A 12,540-nucleotide genomic window follows, 5' to 3' on the forward strand; every position below is an offset into this window, starting at 1 on the left:
GGGCGGTGATGCCTGCCTTAAATCATGGCGCCGGGCGCCAGCGCCGGTTTGACTTGCATCAAGTCGGCTTGATCCACGGCGCGATCGGCGACATCCGGTCGGCTGCCCCGATCAATCGGGGGATTGTTGATCATGATCAACTTGCACGGGGTTATCGCGGCGCAGGCTGGGGCTCATTCGGGTTCCCACACGCAGGAGGTCACACCATGGCAACCATGAGAGCCGCTGTCTTCGTTGAAAAAAACCGCATCGTCCTTGACGACAAACCCATCCCCGAAGTCGGCCCGCTGGACGCCTTGGTGCGCATCACCACCACAACTATCTGCGGCACCGACGTGCATATCCTGCGCGGTGAGTACCCGGTGGCCAAAGGGCTGACCGTGGGCCATGAACCGGTGGGGGTGATCGAGCGGCTGGGCTCTCAGGTGACGGGTTTCGTCGAGGGCCAGCGGGTGATCGCTGGCGCCATCACGCCCAGCGGGCAAAGTTATGCCTGCCTGTGCGGCTGCGGTTCCCAGGACGGCCCCGACACCCGGCATGGTTTCCGTGCGGCGGGCGGCTGGAAATTCGGCAATACCCTCGACGGCTGCCAGGCCGAGTACGTGCTGGTCCCGGATGCCCTGGCCAACCTGTGCCCGATTCCCGATGGTTTGAGTGACGAGCAAGTGCTCATGTGCCCGGACATCATGTCCACCGGCTTTTCCGGCGCCGAACGTGGCGAGGTGAGCATCGGCGATACGGTGGCGGTATTCGCCCTGGGGCCGATCGGCCTGTGCGCGGTGGCGGGCGCGCGGCTCAAAGGCGCATCGATGATCATCGGCGTCGACGGCGTCAGCGAACGCATGAACGTCGCGCGCCGCCTGGGGGCCACCCATATCGTCGATTTCAAGAAAGGCAATGTGGCCGAGCAGATCCTGGCCTTGACCGATGGGCGCGGGGTGGATGTGGCCATCGAGGCCTTGGGCACCCAAGGTACGTTCGAGTCGGCCTTGCGCGTGCTGCGCCCTGGCGGCCGGGTGTCGAGCCTGGGCGTGTATTCCAGCGACTTGCGCATTCCCTATGATGCGTTTGGCGCGGGGCTGGGGGATTACAGCATCGTGTCGACCCTGTGCCCTGGTGGCAAGGAGCGCATGCGCCGCCTGATGGCGGTGGTGGCCAGCGGCGGGGTGGATCTGTCACCGCTGGTCACGCACCGCTTCAAACTCGACGATATCGAGGCGGCTTATGAGCTGTTTGCCCATCAGCGCGACGGCGTCATGAAAGTCGCGATCACCCCTTGAAAGCGCCCGTGGGGCGCCAACCGAGGTCAAGGATGCTGATCACTATCACGCAACAACCGGCGCCGCTGCGCTGGATCGTACACATGGACAGCTGGTGCGCGCACTTCAATAGCCTGGCCGCTGCCGAGGACTTCGCGCAGCGCCTGCGCACACGCCTGGACGCGCCTCACCCATGGCCGAGTGTGAGCGCCCCAAGGCTCGTCGAGGCTTCAGCCCCGGCATTGATTCGCACCGGCAGGTACGGATGACACAAGCCCTCGGGCTGGCCGGCGCCGCAGCGGCGCTGGGCATCGGCATGCTGATCGGGCTTGAGCGCGAGCGCCATAAGGGCCAGGGCGAGCTGCGCGCATTTGCCGGCTTGCGCACCTACTCCATTACCGCGTTACTCGGCTACGTGACACAGCAAGTCGGCGGCGGCCTGTTGCTTGGGCTGCTTGCCGGCTGCCTGGCCGTGATCGTCAGCACCGCTTACTGGAAGAGTCGCGATAAAGACCCGGGAATCACCAGTGAAGTTGCGATGCTCACGGTACTGGTGCTGGGCGCCTGGTGTGTAACTGCCCCGGCAATGGCCACGGCCATCGGCGTGGTCACGGCCGGCCTGCTGGCCTACCGTGACAAGCTGCACAACTTTGCCCGCAGTCAACTGACCGATACCGAAATGCGCGACGGCCTGTTGCTGCTGATCGTTGCGTTGGTGGTATTGCCGCTGGCGCCGGATCGTTTTATGGGCCCTTATGGGGCCCTGAACCCACGCACCATCTGCACATTGACGGTGTTGTTGATGGCGGTGGGCGCGGTGGGCCATGTGGCGGTGCGTACCTTGGGGCCGCGTTATGGCTACGCCGTGGGGGCCATTGCGTCGGGGTTTGCCTCCAGCACCGTGACGGTTGCCACCATGGGCCATATTGCGGCCAAAGAACCCGAACACCTGCGTACGCTCGCGGCGGCCGCCATTTTCTCGAATATTGCGACAGTGGCCCAGATGGCGCTGATCCTCGGCACGGTGGAACCGGCATTGCTGGCGCAGATGGCCTGGCCGCTGGTGGCCGGCTTTGCCATTACCGTCATGTACGGCGGGAGCCTGATGTTGAGCAGGCCGACGGCAGCGGCCAGCCAGCCCCTCGAGGTGGGCGGCGCATTCGACCTCAAGCTGGCGTTGGTCATGGTCTTGACCCTCAGCGCGATTACCTTCCTGTCGTCGCTGATGCTGCATTACTTCGGCCAGGCCGGCGTGATATTGACCGCCACCCTGAGTGGTTTTGCCGACGCCCATGCGTCCATCGCCTCGATTGCTGCCTTGGCCACCAGCGGCCAGTTGTCGATGGAGGCCGCGTCGGTGCCGGTGCTGCTGGCGGTCAGTTGCAACTCGCTGAGCAAGTGCCTGGTAGCCTGGGTCAGCGGCGGCCGTCGCTTTGCACTGTATGTGATCGGCGGGCAGGTGTTGCTGATGGCGGTACTGTGGCTGGGCACCCTGATCGGATCATAAGCGGCGCGTTTCGCATCGTGGTTAGCGTTGGCTGCTACACAGTTGTGTAGATACCTAGGCTGATCGGATAGACGGGTTAGCCGGGAATATCGAGGGTCGCCCTCAACCCGCCTGCAGGCAGGTTCTCCAGGCGGACCTCGCCGCCCAGGCGTTGGGCGATGGTGTGCACGATGGTCAAGCCAAGGCCGGCGCCCTGGGCGTTGCCGCGACTGTAAAAACGCTCGAACAGGCGCTCGCGTTCGTTCTCGTCGATGCCGGGCCCCTGGTCGTCAACCGTCAGTTCGAAGCGCCCGGCATGTTTACCCAGGCCCACGGTGATAACCCCCTTTTGCGGAGAGAAGTTCGCCGCATTGGTCACCAGGTTGGTCAGGGCAATATTGATCGCTGCCGCGTCGGTGTTCAGCCAATGGGGGGCGTCGTCGGCGTCGAACACCAGCTCCAGGCCTTTGCTCAAGAGCCAGGGCGTCAGTTGAATCAAGGTATCGCGCACCGTGGCGGTGAGGTCGACGGCCTGTACCGGGCGTTGCCCGGCGGACGGCTCCAGGCGCGCCATGGTCAGCAACTGGTTGACCAGGCGGCTGGTGCGGTCGACGCCGGTGATCAGGAACGCCAGGGACTCGCGCCGCTCGGCTTCGCTGCCGGCCTCCAGCAGGTTTTGCGCGTGTACCCGCAGCACCGCCAAGGGCGTGCGCATTTCGTGGGCCGCGTCGGCAATGAAACGCCGCTCGCGGCCGACCATTTCCTGGATCTGCGCCAACATGCGATTCAACGCCGCCTGCATCGGCTCAAGCTCGGTGGGCAACGGCGTGAGCTGCATCGGCTCCAGGGAGCCGGAATGGCGTGCGCGCAGGGTCGCGGCCATATCGGCCAGCGGCTTGAGCCCCCAGCCGATGGCCAGCCAGACCATGCTTGCCAGGATCAGGCTGCCCAGTACATTCGGCCACAGGGTATGGCGCACGATGCGGCCAACCAGGTCAGAGCGTACGTCGTCGCGCTCGCCCACCCAGATGCGCAGGCCATTGTCCTTGTCCTTGAGCACAAAACCCCGCCATTGGCGGCCGCTGACGTCTTCGACATTGCTGTAGCCGGGCTGGGCCGGTGGCGTGGTGAATGACGGTGCGCTTTTGGTAAACACCAGGCGTTCACCCTGGGGGTTCCACACCTGAAAGGCGATTTTGCTCTCATACGGGTGCCCGTCCACCTTGGGCATTGCTTCACCCAGGGCTTTGTTGAACGCGTGATACAGGGCGGCCTGATCGTTGCTGGCCAACGGCATGCTCATTACGCCCTGGAGCAGGCGGGCGTTCTGCGCCAGTTGGGCGTCGTAGACTTCGGCGATTTCATGATTGCTGTCATGCAGGTTGAGCCCACTGATTACCAACAGGCCGGTGAGCAGCAGGCCGATGATCAGGGTCAGGGTGCGGCGGCGGATGGAGGTCATCCACGTTCCTCCACCAGGTAGCCAACGCCGCGCACGGTGCGGATCAGTTCACTGGAGAACTTCTTGCGCAGGTGATGGATGTGCACCTCCAGGGTGTTGCTTTCGGCTTCTTCGTTCCAGCCGTAGAGCAACTGCATCAACTGGTCGCGGGTCATCACGCGGCCCGGCGGCGAGAGCAATTCGTGCAGCAGTTGATATTCCTTGGGGGTCAGGAGCACCGGTTCGCCGTGGTAGCTGACGTGTTGGGTGCTCGGGTCCAGGCAAATGCCCGCGTGCTCGATCAACACCCGTGCACGGCCGGCGCTGCGGCGCAGCAGCGCGCGCAGGCGGGCCTTGAGTTCGGCGAGGTCGAAAGGTTTGATCAAGTAGTCATCGGCACCGGCGTCCAGGCCGGCGATACGGTCTTCGGTGGCGTCGCGAGCGGTGAGGATCAACACCGGCACGGTGGCGCCGCTGTCGCGCAGGCGACGCAGCACCTCCAGGCCGTCCATGCGCGGCAGGCCGAGGTCGAGCACCACCACGTCAAAGGTTTCACTGAGCAGTGCGTGCAAGGCACTGCTGCCGTCCTGCAGCCAGTCGACGGTATAGCCCTCGCGCACCAGCGCCTGGTGAATGCCTTCCCCCAGGGCGACGTCATCCTCGATCAGTAATAGGCGCACTCGGATTCCTGTCAGTTGAGTTTCTGGTTGATCTGGGCCAGTTCGCTTTCGATCTCTTTACGTCGCCCCGCGTCGGCGGTTTCCCGACCCGGCCGGGGGGCGGCGAGCAGGGCTTTTTGCAGCGCGTCACGCGCTTGGGCGTAGCGTTTTTGCCGATAGAGATGGTCACCCCAGAAGTACAGACTATCAATGCCCGCCGGGTTCAGTTGCAAGGCCTGTTTGAGCAGGGCTTCGGCCTTGTCGGCGTCACCAAAGCCGATCGGCCAGCCGGGCACCCGGTCATACAACGCCGCCAGGCTGGTATAGGCCGAACCTTGCAGGGCCTTGGGGTCGAGGGCGAGGGCTTTTTCCAGGTCGGCCTTGGCCGCCTTGACCTTGCTCAACGCGCCCAGCCCGCCTTGGGCGCCGGCCCAGCTGCTGGTGACGATGCCGGACCAGATCCAGGCCTCGGCCGCCTGCGGGCGCGCCTGGGTAAAGGCCGTGGCCTGGCTGGCGAGCAGCTCGAACGCGTGGGGGCGCTGCTCTTCGGGCAGGTTGTACTGAATATGCGCCCAGCGCAGTTGGATGTCGTTCAGGCGCTGCTGGTCGGCGGCGTCCAATGCCCAGGTGAGTGGGCTCAGGAGCGCGAGCACCAGCGCGGCGAAGAGGTGTTTCATGGGTTCAGGTCCTTATTGACAGGTTTTTCGCTCAAGCGGCGCACCAGTGGCAGTTGCTTACGCAAGCCACGGTCGACCAGCTTCGGCAGCAGGCTGTTGAGGCGTACAAAGAAGCGCTCAGGCCAGCCCATGTACATATCGCGGCGCTCGTCGGCAATGGCCTGGATCACCGCCCAGGCCACGGTCTGCGGGTCGTCGACATTGGACTTGAGCGCATCGTTCAGTGCCTGCGCCGCCGGGCTGTTCATGCGTGTGCGGGTGGCGCGCGGCGCGACGTACAGCACGCCGACGCGCGTGTCGGCCAGTTCCCGACGCAAGGCTTCGGAAAAACCGCGCAGCGCGAACTTGGTGGCGCAGTAGGTGGCATAACCGGGATAACCGATGGAGCCGTAGGTGGAACCGACGTTGACCACCATGGCGCTCGCCGCTTGCTTGAGGGTGGGCAGCAGCAGCTTGGTCAGGCAGATCGGCGCGCTGATGTTCAACGCCAGCATGCCGTTGATTTCACTGTCGTCCAGCTGTTCGAGCATGGCGAAGTGGTTGACCCCGGCGGCATTGATCAACAGGTTGACGCCACCCAGGGCTTCGGCGGCCGCCAGCACCTTGCGACGGTCGGCGAGCAAGGTCAGGTCGGCACTGACCCAGCCGACCTGGCGCGGGTACTTCTCGAGCAAGGCCTCCAACGGCGCGCGATGGCGTGCGACCGCCAGTACCTGGGCACCGCTGGCGCACAAGGCGGTGGCGATCGCCAGGCCAATGCCACCGCTGGCGCCGGTCAGCACCACACGCGCATCAGACAGGCGCATGGGTGGCCTCCCCGATACGCGGCAGGGCGCGGAACATATCGGTATAGAGCGCGTACACCACTTTGGAGGCATGGATCACGGCGGCCTGGTCGGCGGGGGCATCGAGGCGGTTCATCAAACCGCGATAGGTTTGCATGTGGCCAATGTCCAGTGAACCGTGGGAACTCAGGTAGCTGAACGCGGTTTCCGGCAACCGCAGGCGCTCGCGGATGCTGCCGGCGGCGTGGGTGGCCAGGGCGATACTGGTGCCTTCCAGCACATTGACCATGCCGAACAGGCCGACGGGGTTGCCACGGGCGATCAGGTCATAGAGGTAGCTGACCATCAGCTCGATGGGCAAGCCGGGACGGCCGTCACGCACGGCGTCGGCATCGCCACCGCAGGCGGCAATGTCATTGAGCACCCATTGCTCGTGGCCATATTCCTCCTCGATGTATTCGCAGACTGCTTTGCGCAGCCATTCCAGGTGCGAAGGCAACCGCGCGCCGCAGGCCATCATCAGCGGCACGGTATGACGCACATGGTAGTAAGCCTGGGCGAGAAAGGCCCGATAGCTGTCCAGGCTGACCTTGCCTTCCAGCGCATCACGAATGATCGGCAGGCTGAACAGCGCCTGGCGTTCCTGTTGGGTGGCGTCTTGCAGAGTGTCGAAAAAGTTCACGATGGGATTTCCTCGTTAAGTACAGGAGCGAATTGGCTGTGATAACGCGCGACGATGGCCTCGCGCCGTGGCCGGCCATTGGCGGTGAGCAAGCCATTGGCGGCGGTAAAGGGTTCGTCCAGGCGTGTCCAGTGATGCACCTGGGCGTAGTCCGGCAGGCCGGCATTGGCTTGGGCGACGGCGGCGGCCAGTTGAGCGTCGGTGCAATCGGCGCGATAGGGCCAGAGCAGGGCGTGGTTCTGCGGCAGGGCTTCGCCATACACGAACGCCTGGGCGATGTGACCGCCCTGGGTCAATTCGGCCTCGACCCAGTCCGGGTTGACGTTGCGCCCGTAGCTGGTCACGAACTGATGTTTCTTGCGGCCCTTGAGGTAGAGAAAACCGTCCTCGTCAAAGGCGCCCAGGTCGCCGCTGGGCCACCAGGTTTCGGGTTGCTCGGTGTGGCCGAGGTAGCCGAGCAAGGCGCTGCCCTTGATCAGCACTTCACCGTCCTCGGCAAGGCGAATCTCCACGTGGGGCAGCGGTCTGCCGACGCTGCCCGGGCGCTGGGCGTCGGGGCGATTGAGGCACACCACCGAGGCGCACTCCGACAGCCCGTAGCCTTCGTACACCGGCAAGCCCAGCTGTTGGGCGCGCTGCAGCAAGGCTTTGGACACCCGCGCACCGCCCACTGCCGCAAAGCGCAGGCCCTGAGGGTTGAAAGCCTTCTGCTCGGCCGCGATCACCAGCATCAACAACAACTGCGGCACCAGGATCAGGCTGTGTGGCCGGCGCACCGCCAGGCAGCCGAGCAACTGCGCGGTATCCACCGCACTGGCACCCTGGATGCCCAGGGTCTTCTGGCTGGGCAGGCTCAAGGTGGCGCCGGCATACAGCGCGGCATAGCAGCCCAGGTTCTCCAGCAGAATGGCCAGGGGCAACAGCGCCAGGTGATGGCGTGGGGCGCTGGTGTCGCTGGCCTGGTGTAACTCGCGGGCGACCCTCAGCAGGCTGTCGGCGCTCAGGCACACGCCCTTGGGCGTGCCAGTGGTGCCGGAGGTGAAGGTGACCTTCGCCGTCCCCAACGGCAGTGCCGGGCGCCCCTCGAAGGCGCGGCACCAGAAGCCGCCGGTTTGACGGTAACCATTGGCGTGCAGCTCATCTGCCAGGTAAGGCTCGGCGATCACCCGTTCGGCCTGGCATTGCGCCAGGCAATGGGCACGCTGGGCCGCCGTGAAGAAGGGCGGCAGGGTCAGGCAGGTCAGGCCTTCGAACAACACCGCCAGGTCCCACAGCATGGCCTCGACGCCATTGTCCAGGGCCAGGGCGATCACCTTCACCCCTTCATCGCGCAAGCGTTCCCGGCGCAAGGCGACCTCGGCGAACAGCGTGGCGTAATCCAGTCTCAGTGTGTCGCCCCACAGGGCGACGGCGCCGTCATTGCGTTCGGCATGGCCGCGCAGTACTGCGTGGAAACGGCGGGTTTCAGGCGACATGGCTGCTGTCCTCGATCGTGGCAGGCAACCCCAGGCGCGAAAACAGGCCCATGTTGCGCAAATGGATGAAGCCGGCGCGGATGTTGCCGACATGCACCCAGGGTTGGCTTTCGTAGTAACTGCCCCAGTGCTGACGCTCATCTCCCAGACGATCCGGGTTGGCTGCGCACAGGGTGACGGGCTTCAAGCCCAGGCGGTGGAAGCTGTTGACCAGGCCGATATTGCCGGTGAACGCCACCCACTCCAGGCCGCCCATGGCCAGCAACCAGGTAATGGCGATGATGCTCAGGCGCGCACTGCCGGTATCGCTGGCGGCCAGGTTGCCGACTTCGGCGATGGCGCTGCGGGTTACCGATTGTTCGGCGGCGGCGCTGATCAGTGGCTCGATGGGGTGGTCCAGGTAACGCTCCAGGAACAACGGTTCCGCGCTCGCCAGCCGCACGCCCGCCACGGCACACAGGTCACCGCTGCCCTGGCTGACACCAAACAGCTGCGGCATGAAGTGGCGGATATCGGCGCCGTGGGCCAGGCGGAAACGCTGTTGGATGAAGGCCTCGAACGCCGGGCGCTGAGGGTCATGGGGCAGGGCACGAGACAGACACATCGGCGTGCTGTCGGCCTGGCCGAACAGCACGGGCAAGGAAATATTCCAATTAATATCGGGCATTGGCGTAAGGCCCCCAAGTGAAGTTGGGAGGAGTATCGGAGGCATTTCTTAACGGAGTCTGAAGGTGGCAAAAAGGCGCCTTCCAGCGATCTTCAGACTGCCTTAAGACTTCAGGGGCAGGGTGGCGGGGTCTTTTCACGGCCGAGTCCGGCCATCACTTGCGCACAAGGCTCTTTCCATGACTGAACACTCCATGACACAGCGGTACGCAAAGCTGTCGATGACCCTGCACTGGCTGATGCTGGCGTTGTTTGTCGGTGTGTATGCCTGCATTGAAATCAAAGGCCTGCTGCCGCGCGGCCATGCATTGAAGGGGGTGCTGCTGGGCGCCCATGCCGTGTTCGGCATCGGCATATTCGCACTGGTATGGCTGCGCCTGCTCGCGCGCCTGGCGCCGCGCCCGCCGATCCTGCCACGCCCGCCGGCCTGGCAGAGCGCCGTGGCGCACCTGATGCACCTGGCGCTGTATGGCCTGATGATCATCACGCCGCTGTTGGCGTGGTTGATGTTGAACGCCGGGGGCAAGCCGGTGCCGTATTTCGAATGGGCATTGCCATCGCTGGTGGCGGTGGATCCCGACCTGGCCAAGTCATTCAAACACTGGCATGAGTGGCTGGGCAGTGCCGGTTACTGGTTGATTGGCCTGCATGCCGCCGCTGGGCTGTTCCACCATTACTGGGTGGGCGACAACACCTTGGTGCGCATGCTGCCAAAACGTTAAAAACGCCGAAAATACTGTTATTGCGTTAGGTGAAACGTTTCTTCAATCGACAAACGGGCAACGCAAGCGCTTGCGTAAGTAAATGTATCTGACTAGAGTCGGTGGCAATCGGCTCTGATCAGAAGGGGCTGAATCACAAAAATAATAAAACCAGGAGCTCAGCCATGAGCCTTGAACCCTTGCTTGAGATGCAGGGCATCAGCAAAACCTTCAATGGTTTGCGCGTGCTCAAGAATGTCGGCCTGAAGGTCTACCCCGGCGAAATCCATGCCTTGATGGGGGAGAACGGCGCCGGCAAATCGACCCTGATGAAAATTCTCTCCGGCGCTTACCAGGCCGATCCCGGCGGTGAAATCCGCATGGCCGGCCAGCCCGTCGCCACCTTCACACCCGCCACCGCCAAAGCCCTCGGCATCGCCGTGATCTACCAGGAACTGAGCCTGTGCCCCAACCTGAGTGTGGCCGAGAACATCTACCTGGGCCGTGAACTGCGCCGTGGCTGGACCATCGACCGCAAGGCCATGCACGACGGCTGCATCGACGTGCTGCAACGCCTGGGCGCCGAATTCACGGCAGCCACGAAGGTCAGCAGCCTGTCGATTGCCGAGCGCCAACTGGTGGAAATCGCTCGTGCCCTGCACGCCCACGCCAAGGTCCTGGTGATGGATGAGCCCACCACACCGTTGTCCTCGCGCGAGACCGACCGCCTGTTTGCGCTGATCAAGCAGCTGCGCGGCCAGGGCCTGGCGATCATCTATATCAGCCATCGCATGGCCGAGATCTATGAGCTGTCGGACCGTGTGTCGGTGCTGCGCGATGGCCAGTACATTGGCGAGTTGAGCCGCGACGCGCTGTCGGCCGACGTGCTGGTAAAGATGATGGTGGGCCGCGATCTGTCAGGCTTCTACAAGAAGGAGCATGCCGCCTACGACCCCGGCGCGGTGGTGATGCGCGTGCGCGACATGGCCGACGGCAAGCGCGTGCGCAACTGCAGTTTCGACCTGCATGCCGGCGAAGTGCTGGGTATCGCCGGCCTGGTCGGGGCAGGGCGCACCGAGCTGGCGCGGCTGATCTTCGCCGCCGACCCGCGTACCAGCGGCACGCTGGAAGTGGTGGGCAAGACCGTCACCCAACTGCGCAACCCGGCGGATGCGATTCGGGCCGGCGTGGTGTACCTCACCGAAGACCGCAAGGCCCAAGGCCTGTTCCTGGACATGAGCGTGGCCGACAACATCAATGTCTGCGCCTGTGTGCCGGATGCCCGTGCCGGTGGTGTGCTTGACCGGGCTCACGCCGCGCAACGCTCGAATGACGCGATCAAGTCGCTGTCGATCCGCGTGGCGTCGGGCAAGGTCAATGTGGGCGCGCTGTCCGGCGGCAACCAGCAGAAGGTATTGCTGGCACGGCTGCTGGAGGTCAAGCCGCATGTGCTGATCCTCGACGAACCCACGCGGGGCGTGGACATCGGTTCCAAGTCCGAGATCTACCGCATCATCAATCAGTTGGCCCAGGCCGGTGTCGGCATTGTGGTGATCTCCAGCGAGCTGCCGGAGATTCTCGGCACCTGCGACCGCGTGTTGATCATGCGCGAAGGCCAGTTGGTGGCCGAAGTCGGCGGGGCCTCGGGCCACGCTATTTCCCAGGAACGTATTATTGACCTCGCCACCGGTGGCGATCAGGTGGTTGCCAATGGCTGATTCGATGATTGCAACAGTAGGCAAGGCAGAGCGCGTACGTGAGCTGATGCGCACGGTGGGCATGTTGCCGGTGCTGGTGTTGCTGCTGGTGGGCTTTGCCCTGGCCAGCGAAAACTTCCTGACCATGCAGAACCTGTCGATCATTACCCAACAGGCTTCGGTCAACGTGGTGCTGGCGGCGGGCATGACCTTTGTGATCCTCACGGCGGGCATCGACCTGTCCGTCGGCGCGATCCTCGCGGCGTCGGCGGTGGTGGCGTTGCAGGCATCGATGTCACCGCAATTCGGCATGTTCGGGATCGCCGCCGGCATCGGCTTCGGCCTGTTGCTGGGCCTGGTCAACGGCGGGTTGATCGCCTTTATGCGCCTGCCGCCGTTTATCGTCACCCTGGGTGCGCTGACCGCCATGCGCGGCCTCGCACGTTTGCTGGCCGACGACAAAACCGTGTTCAACCCCGACCTGCCATTTGCTTTTATCGGCAATGACTCGATCCTCGGCGTGCCGTGGCTGGTGGTGATCGCCGTGGCGGTGGTGGCGCTGTCGTGGTTCATCCTGCGGCGTACGGTGATGGGCGTGCAGATCTATTCGGTGGGCGGCAATCCGGAAGCGGCGCGGCTGTCGGGCATCAAGGTATGGAAGGTGTTGCTGTTCGTCTACGCCATGTCCGGAGCCTTGGCCGGGCTCGGCGCGGTGATGAGCGCCTCGCGCCTGTTCGCCGCCAATGGCCTGCAACTGGGGCAATCCTATGAACTGGATGCGATTGCCGCGGTGATCCTCGGTGGTACCAGCTTTACCGGCGGCGTCGGCACCATCGGCGGTACCTTGATCGGCGCGCTGATCATCGCGGTGCTCACCAATGGCCTGGTGCTGCTGGGCGTCTCGGACATCTGGCAGTACATCATCAAGGGCATCGTGATCATTGGCGCGGTGGCGCTGGATCGTTATCGCCAGTCCGGTGCGCGCACCTGATTTCACTCATACAACAATCAC

Annotated in this window: 13 protein-coding genes; 6 read left to right on the forward strand and 7 right to left on the reverse strand. The window is 64.1% G+C overall.

The genetic code is table 11. The annotated features are described in order from the left end of the window. Positions 1 to 206: 206 nt before the first annotated feature. Genes AB4O05_RS18000 through AB4O05_RS18010 form a run of 3 tightly spaced genes read left to right on the forward strand, consistent with a single transcriptional unit; the run spans position 207 to position 2,766 of the window. Positions 207 to 1,280: an NAD(P)-dependent alcohol dehydrogenase gene (locus tag AB4O05_RS18000; RefSeq protein ID WP_460136210.1), complete on the forward strand. Its 1,074-nt coding sequence runs from the start codon at positions 207 to 209 to the stop codon at positions 1,278 to 1,280. 32 nt (positions 1,281 to 1,312) lie between these two features. Next, positions 1,313 to 1,528: a hypothetical protein gene (locus AB4O05_RS18005; protein ID WP_460136208.1), complete on the forward strand. Its 216-nt coding sequence runs from the start codon at positions 1,313 to 1,315 to the stop codon at positions 1,526 to 1,528. Further along, positions 1,525 to 2,766, forward strand: a complete 1,242-nt coding sequence (locus tag AB4O05_RS18010) for an MgtC/SapB family protein (protein ID WP_460136206.1) — start codon at positions 1,525 to 1,527, stop codon at positions 2,764 to 2,766. The genes AB4O05_RS18005 and AB4O05_RS18010 overlap by 4 nt, the downstream gene beginning before the upstream one ends. 76 nt (positions 2,767 to 2,842) lie before the next feature. Here the strand turns inward: AB4O05_RS18010 and AB4O05_RS18015 are convergent, their stop codons facing one another. Genes AB4O05_RS18015 through AB4O05_RS18045 form a run of 7 tightly spaced genes read right to left on the reverse strand, consistent with a single transcriptional unit; the run spans position 2,843 to position 9,131 of the window. After that, complete coding sequence (locus AB4O05_RS18015) at positions 2,843 to 4,207, reverse strand: sensor histidine kinase (protein WP_460136205.1); 1,365 nt, start codon at positions 4,205 to 4,207, stop codon at positions 2,843 to 2,845. Next, entirely contained in the window at positions 4,204 to 4,866 is a 663-nt protein-coding gene (locus tag AB4O05_RS18020; protein WP_460136203.1) for a response regulator, read from the reverse strand. Before AB4O05_RS18020 ends, AB4O05_RS18015 begins: the two co-directional genes overlap by 4 nt. Before the next feature lie 11 nt (positions 4,867 to 4,877). After that, positions 4,878 to 5,522: a tetratricopeptide repeat protein gene (locus tag AB4O05_RS18025; protein WP_460136202.1), complete on the reverse strand. Its 645-nt coding sequence runs from the start codon at positions 5,520 to 5,522 to the stop codon at positions 4,878 to 4,880. Further along, positions 5,519 to 6,328 (reverse strand): SDR family oxidoreductase, encoded by an 810-nt coding sequence (locus AB4O05_RS18030; RefSeq protein ID WP_460136200.1) that lies wholly within the window; start codon positions 6,326 to 6,328, stop codon positions 5,519 to 5,521. Before AB4O05_RS18030 ends, AB4O05_RS18025 begins: the two co-directional genes overlap by 4 nt. After that, positions 6,315 to 6,989, reverse strand: a complete 675-nt coding sequence (locus AB4O05_RS18035; RefSeq protein WP_460136199.1) for a TenA family transcriptional regulator — start codon at positions 6,987 to 6,989, stop codon at positions 6,315 to 6,317. Before AB4O05_RS18035 ends, AB4O05_RS18030 begins: the two co-directional genes overlap by 14 nt. Then, on the reverse strand, positions 6,986 to 8,464 hold the full coding sequence (locus AB4O05_RS18040; protein ID WP_460136198.1) for an AMP-binding protein: 1,479 nt from the start codon (positions 8,462 to 8,464) through the stop codon (positions 6,986 to 6,988). Before AB4O05_RS18040 ends, AB4O05_RS18035 begins: the two co-directional genes overlap by 4 nt. Beyond that, positions 8,454 to 9,131, reverse strand: coding sequence for a thermostable hemolysin (locus AB4O05_RS18045; RefSeq protein WP_460136197.1), 678 nt, complete (start codon positions 9,129 to 9,131; stop codon positions 8,454 to 8,456). The genes AB4O05_RS18040 and AB4O05_RS18045 overlap by 11 nt, the downstream gene beginning before the upstream one ends. A gap of 178 nt (positions 9,132 to 9,309) precedes the next feature. On the opposite strand from AB4O05_RS18045, the gene AB4O05_RS18050 reads away from it, so the two are divergent. The 3 genes from AB4O05_RS18050 (at position 9,310) to AB4O05_RS18060 (ending at position 12,519) form a co-directional block, all read left to right on the forward strand. Then, positions 9,310 to 9,852: a cytochrome b gene (locus AB4O05_RS18050; protein ID WP_460164770.1), complete on the forward strand. Its 543-nt coding sequence runs from the start codon at positions 9,310 to 9,312 to the stop codon at positions 9,850 to 9,852. A gap of 164 nt (positions 9,853 to 10,016) precedes the next feature. Next, positions 10,017 to 11,549 carry a sugar ABC transporter ATP-binding protein gene (locus tag AB4O05_RS18055; protein WP_460136196.1) on the forward strand — a complete coding sequence of 511 codons (1,533 nt, stop codon included), beginning with the start codon at positions 10,017 to 10,019 and terminating at the stop codon, positions 11,547 to 11,549. Further along, complete coding sequence (locus AB4O05_RS18060) at positions 11,542 to 12,519, forward strand: ABC transporter permease subunit (protein WP_460136195.1); 978 nt, start codon at positions 11,542 to 11,544, stop codon at positions 12,517 to 12,519. The genes AB4O05_RS18055 and AB4O05_RS18060 overlap by 8 nt, the downstream gene beginning before the upstream one ends. Positions 12,520 to 12,540: the final 21 nt, after the last annotated feature.

The organism is Pseudomonas sp. S1_G07 (assembly GCF_054668565.1).

What these genes read in the sequence shown, in the direction of transcription:
- AB4O05_RS18000 (WP_460136210.1), top strand. Translation starts at nt 207, where the DNA reads ATGGCAACCATGAGAGCCGCTGTCTTCGTTGAAAAAAACCGCATCGTC.
- AB4O05_RS18005 (WP_460136208.1), top strand. Translation starts at nt 1,313, where the DNA reads ATGCTGATCACTATCACGCAACAACCGGCGCCGCTGCGCTGGATCGTA.
- AB4O05_RS18010 (WP_460136206.1), top strand. Translation starts at nt 1,525, where the DNA reads ATGACACAAGCCCTCGGGCTGGCCGGCGCCGCAGCGGCGCTGGGCATC.
- AB4O05_RS18015 (WP_460136205.1), bottom strand. Translation starts at nt 4,207, where the DNA reads ATGACCTCCATCCGCCGCCGCACCCTGACCCTGATCATCGGCCTGCTG.
- AB4O05_RS18025 (WP_460136202.1), bottom strand. Translation starts at nt 5,522, where the DNA reads ATGAAACACCTCTTCGCCGCGCTGGTGCTCGCGCTCCTGAGCCCACTC.
- AB4O05_RS18030 (WP_460136200.1), bottom strand. Translation starts at nt 6,328, where the DNA reads ATGCGCCTGTCTGATGCGCGTGTGGTGCTGACCGGCGCCAGCGGTGGC.
- AB4O05_RS18040 (WP_460136198.1), bottom strand. Translation starts at nt 8,464, where the DNA reads ATGTCGCCTGAAACCCGCCGTTTCCACGCAGTACTGCGCGGCCATGCC.
- AB4O05_RS18045 (WP_460136197.1), bottom strand. Translation starts at nt 9,131, where the DNA reads ATGCCCGATATTAATTGGAATATTTCCTTGCCCGTGCTGTTCGGCCAG.
- AB4O05_RS18050 (WP_460164770.1), top strand. Translation starts at nt 9,310, where the DNA reads ATGACTGAACACTCCATGACACAGCGGTACGCAAAGCTGTCGATGACC.
- AB4O05_RS18055 (WP_460136196.1), top strand. Translation starts at nt 10,017, where the DNA reads ATGAGCCTTGAACCCTTGCTTGAGATGCAGGGCATCAGCAAAACCTTC.
- AB4O05_RS18060 (WP_460136195.1), top strand. Translation starts at nt 11,542, where the DNA reads ATGGCTGATTCGATGATTGCAACAGTAGGCAAGGCAGAGCGCGTACGT.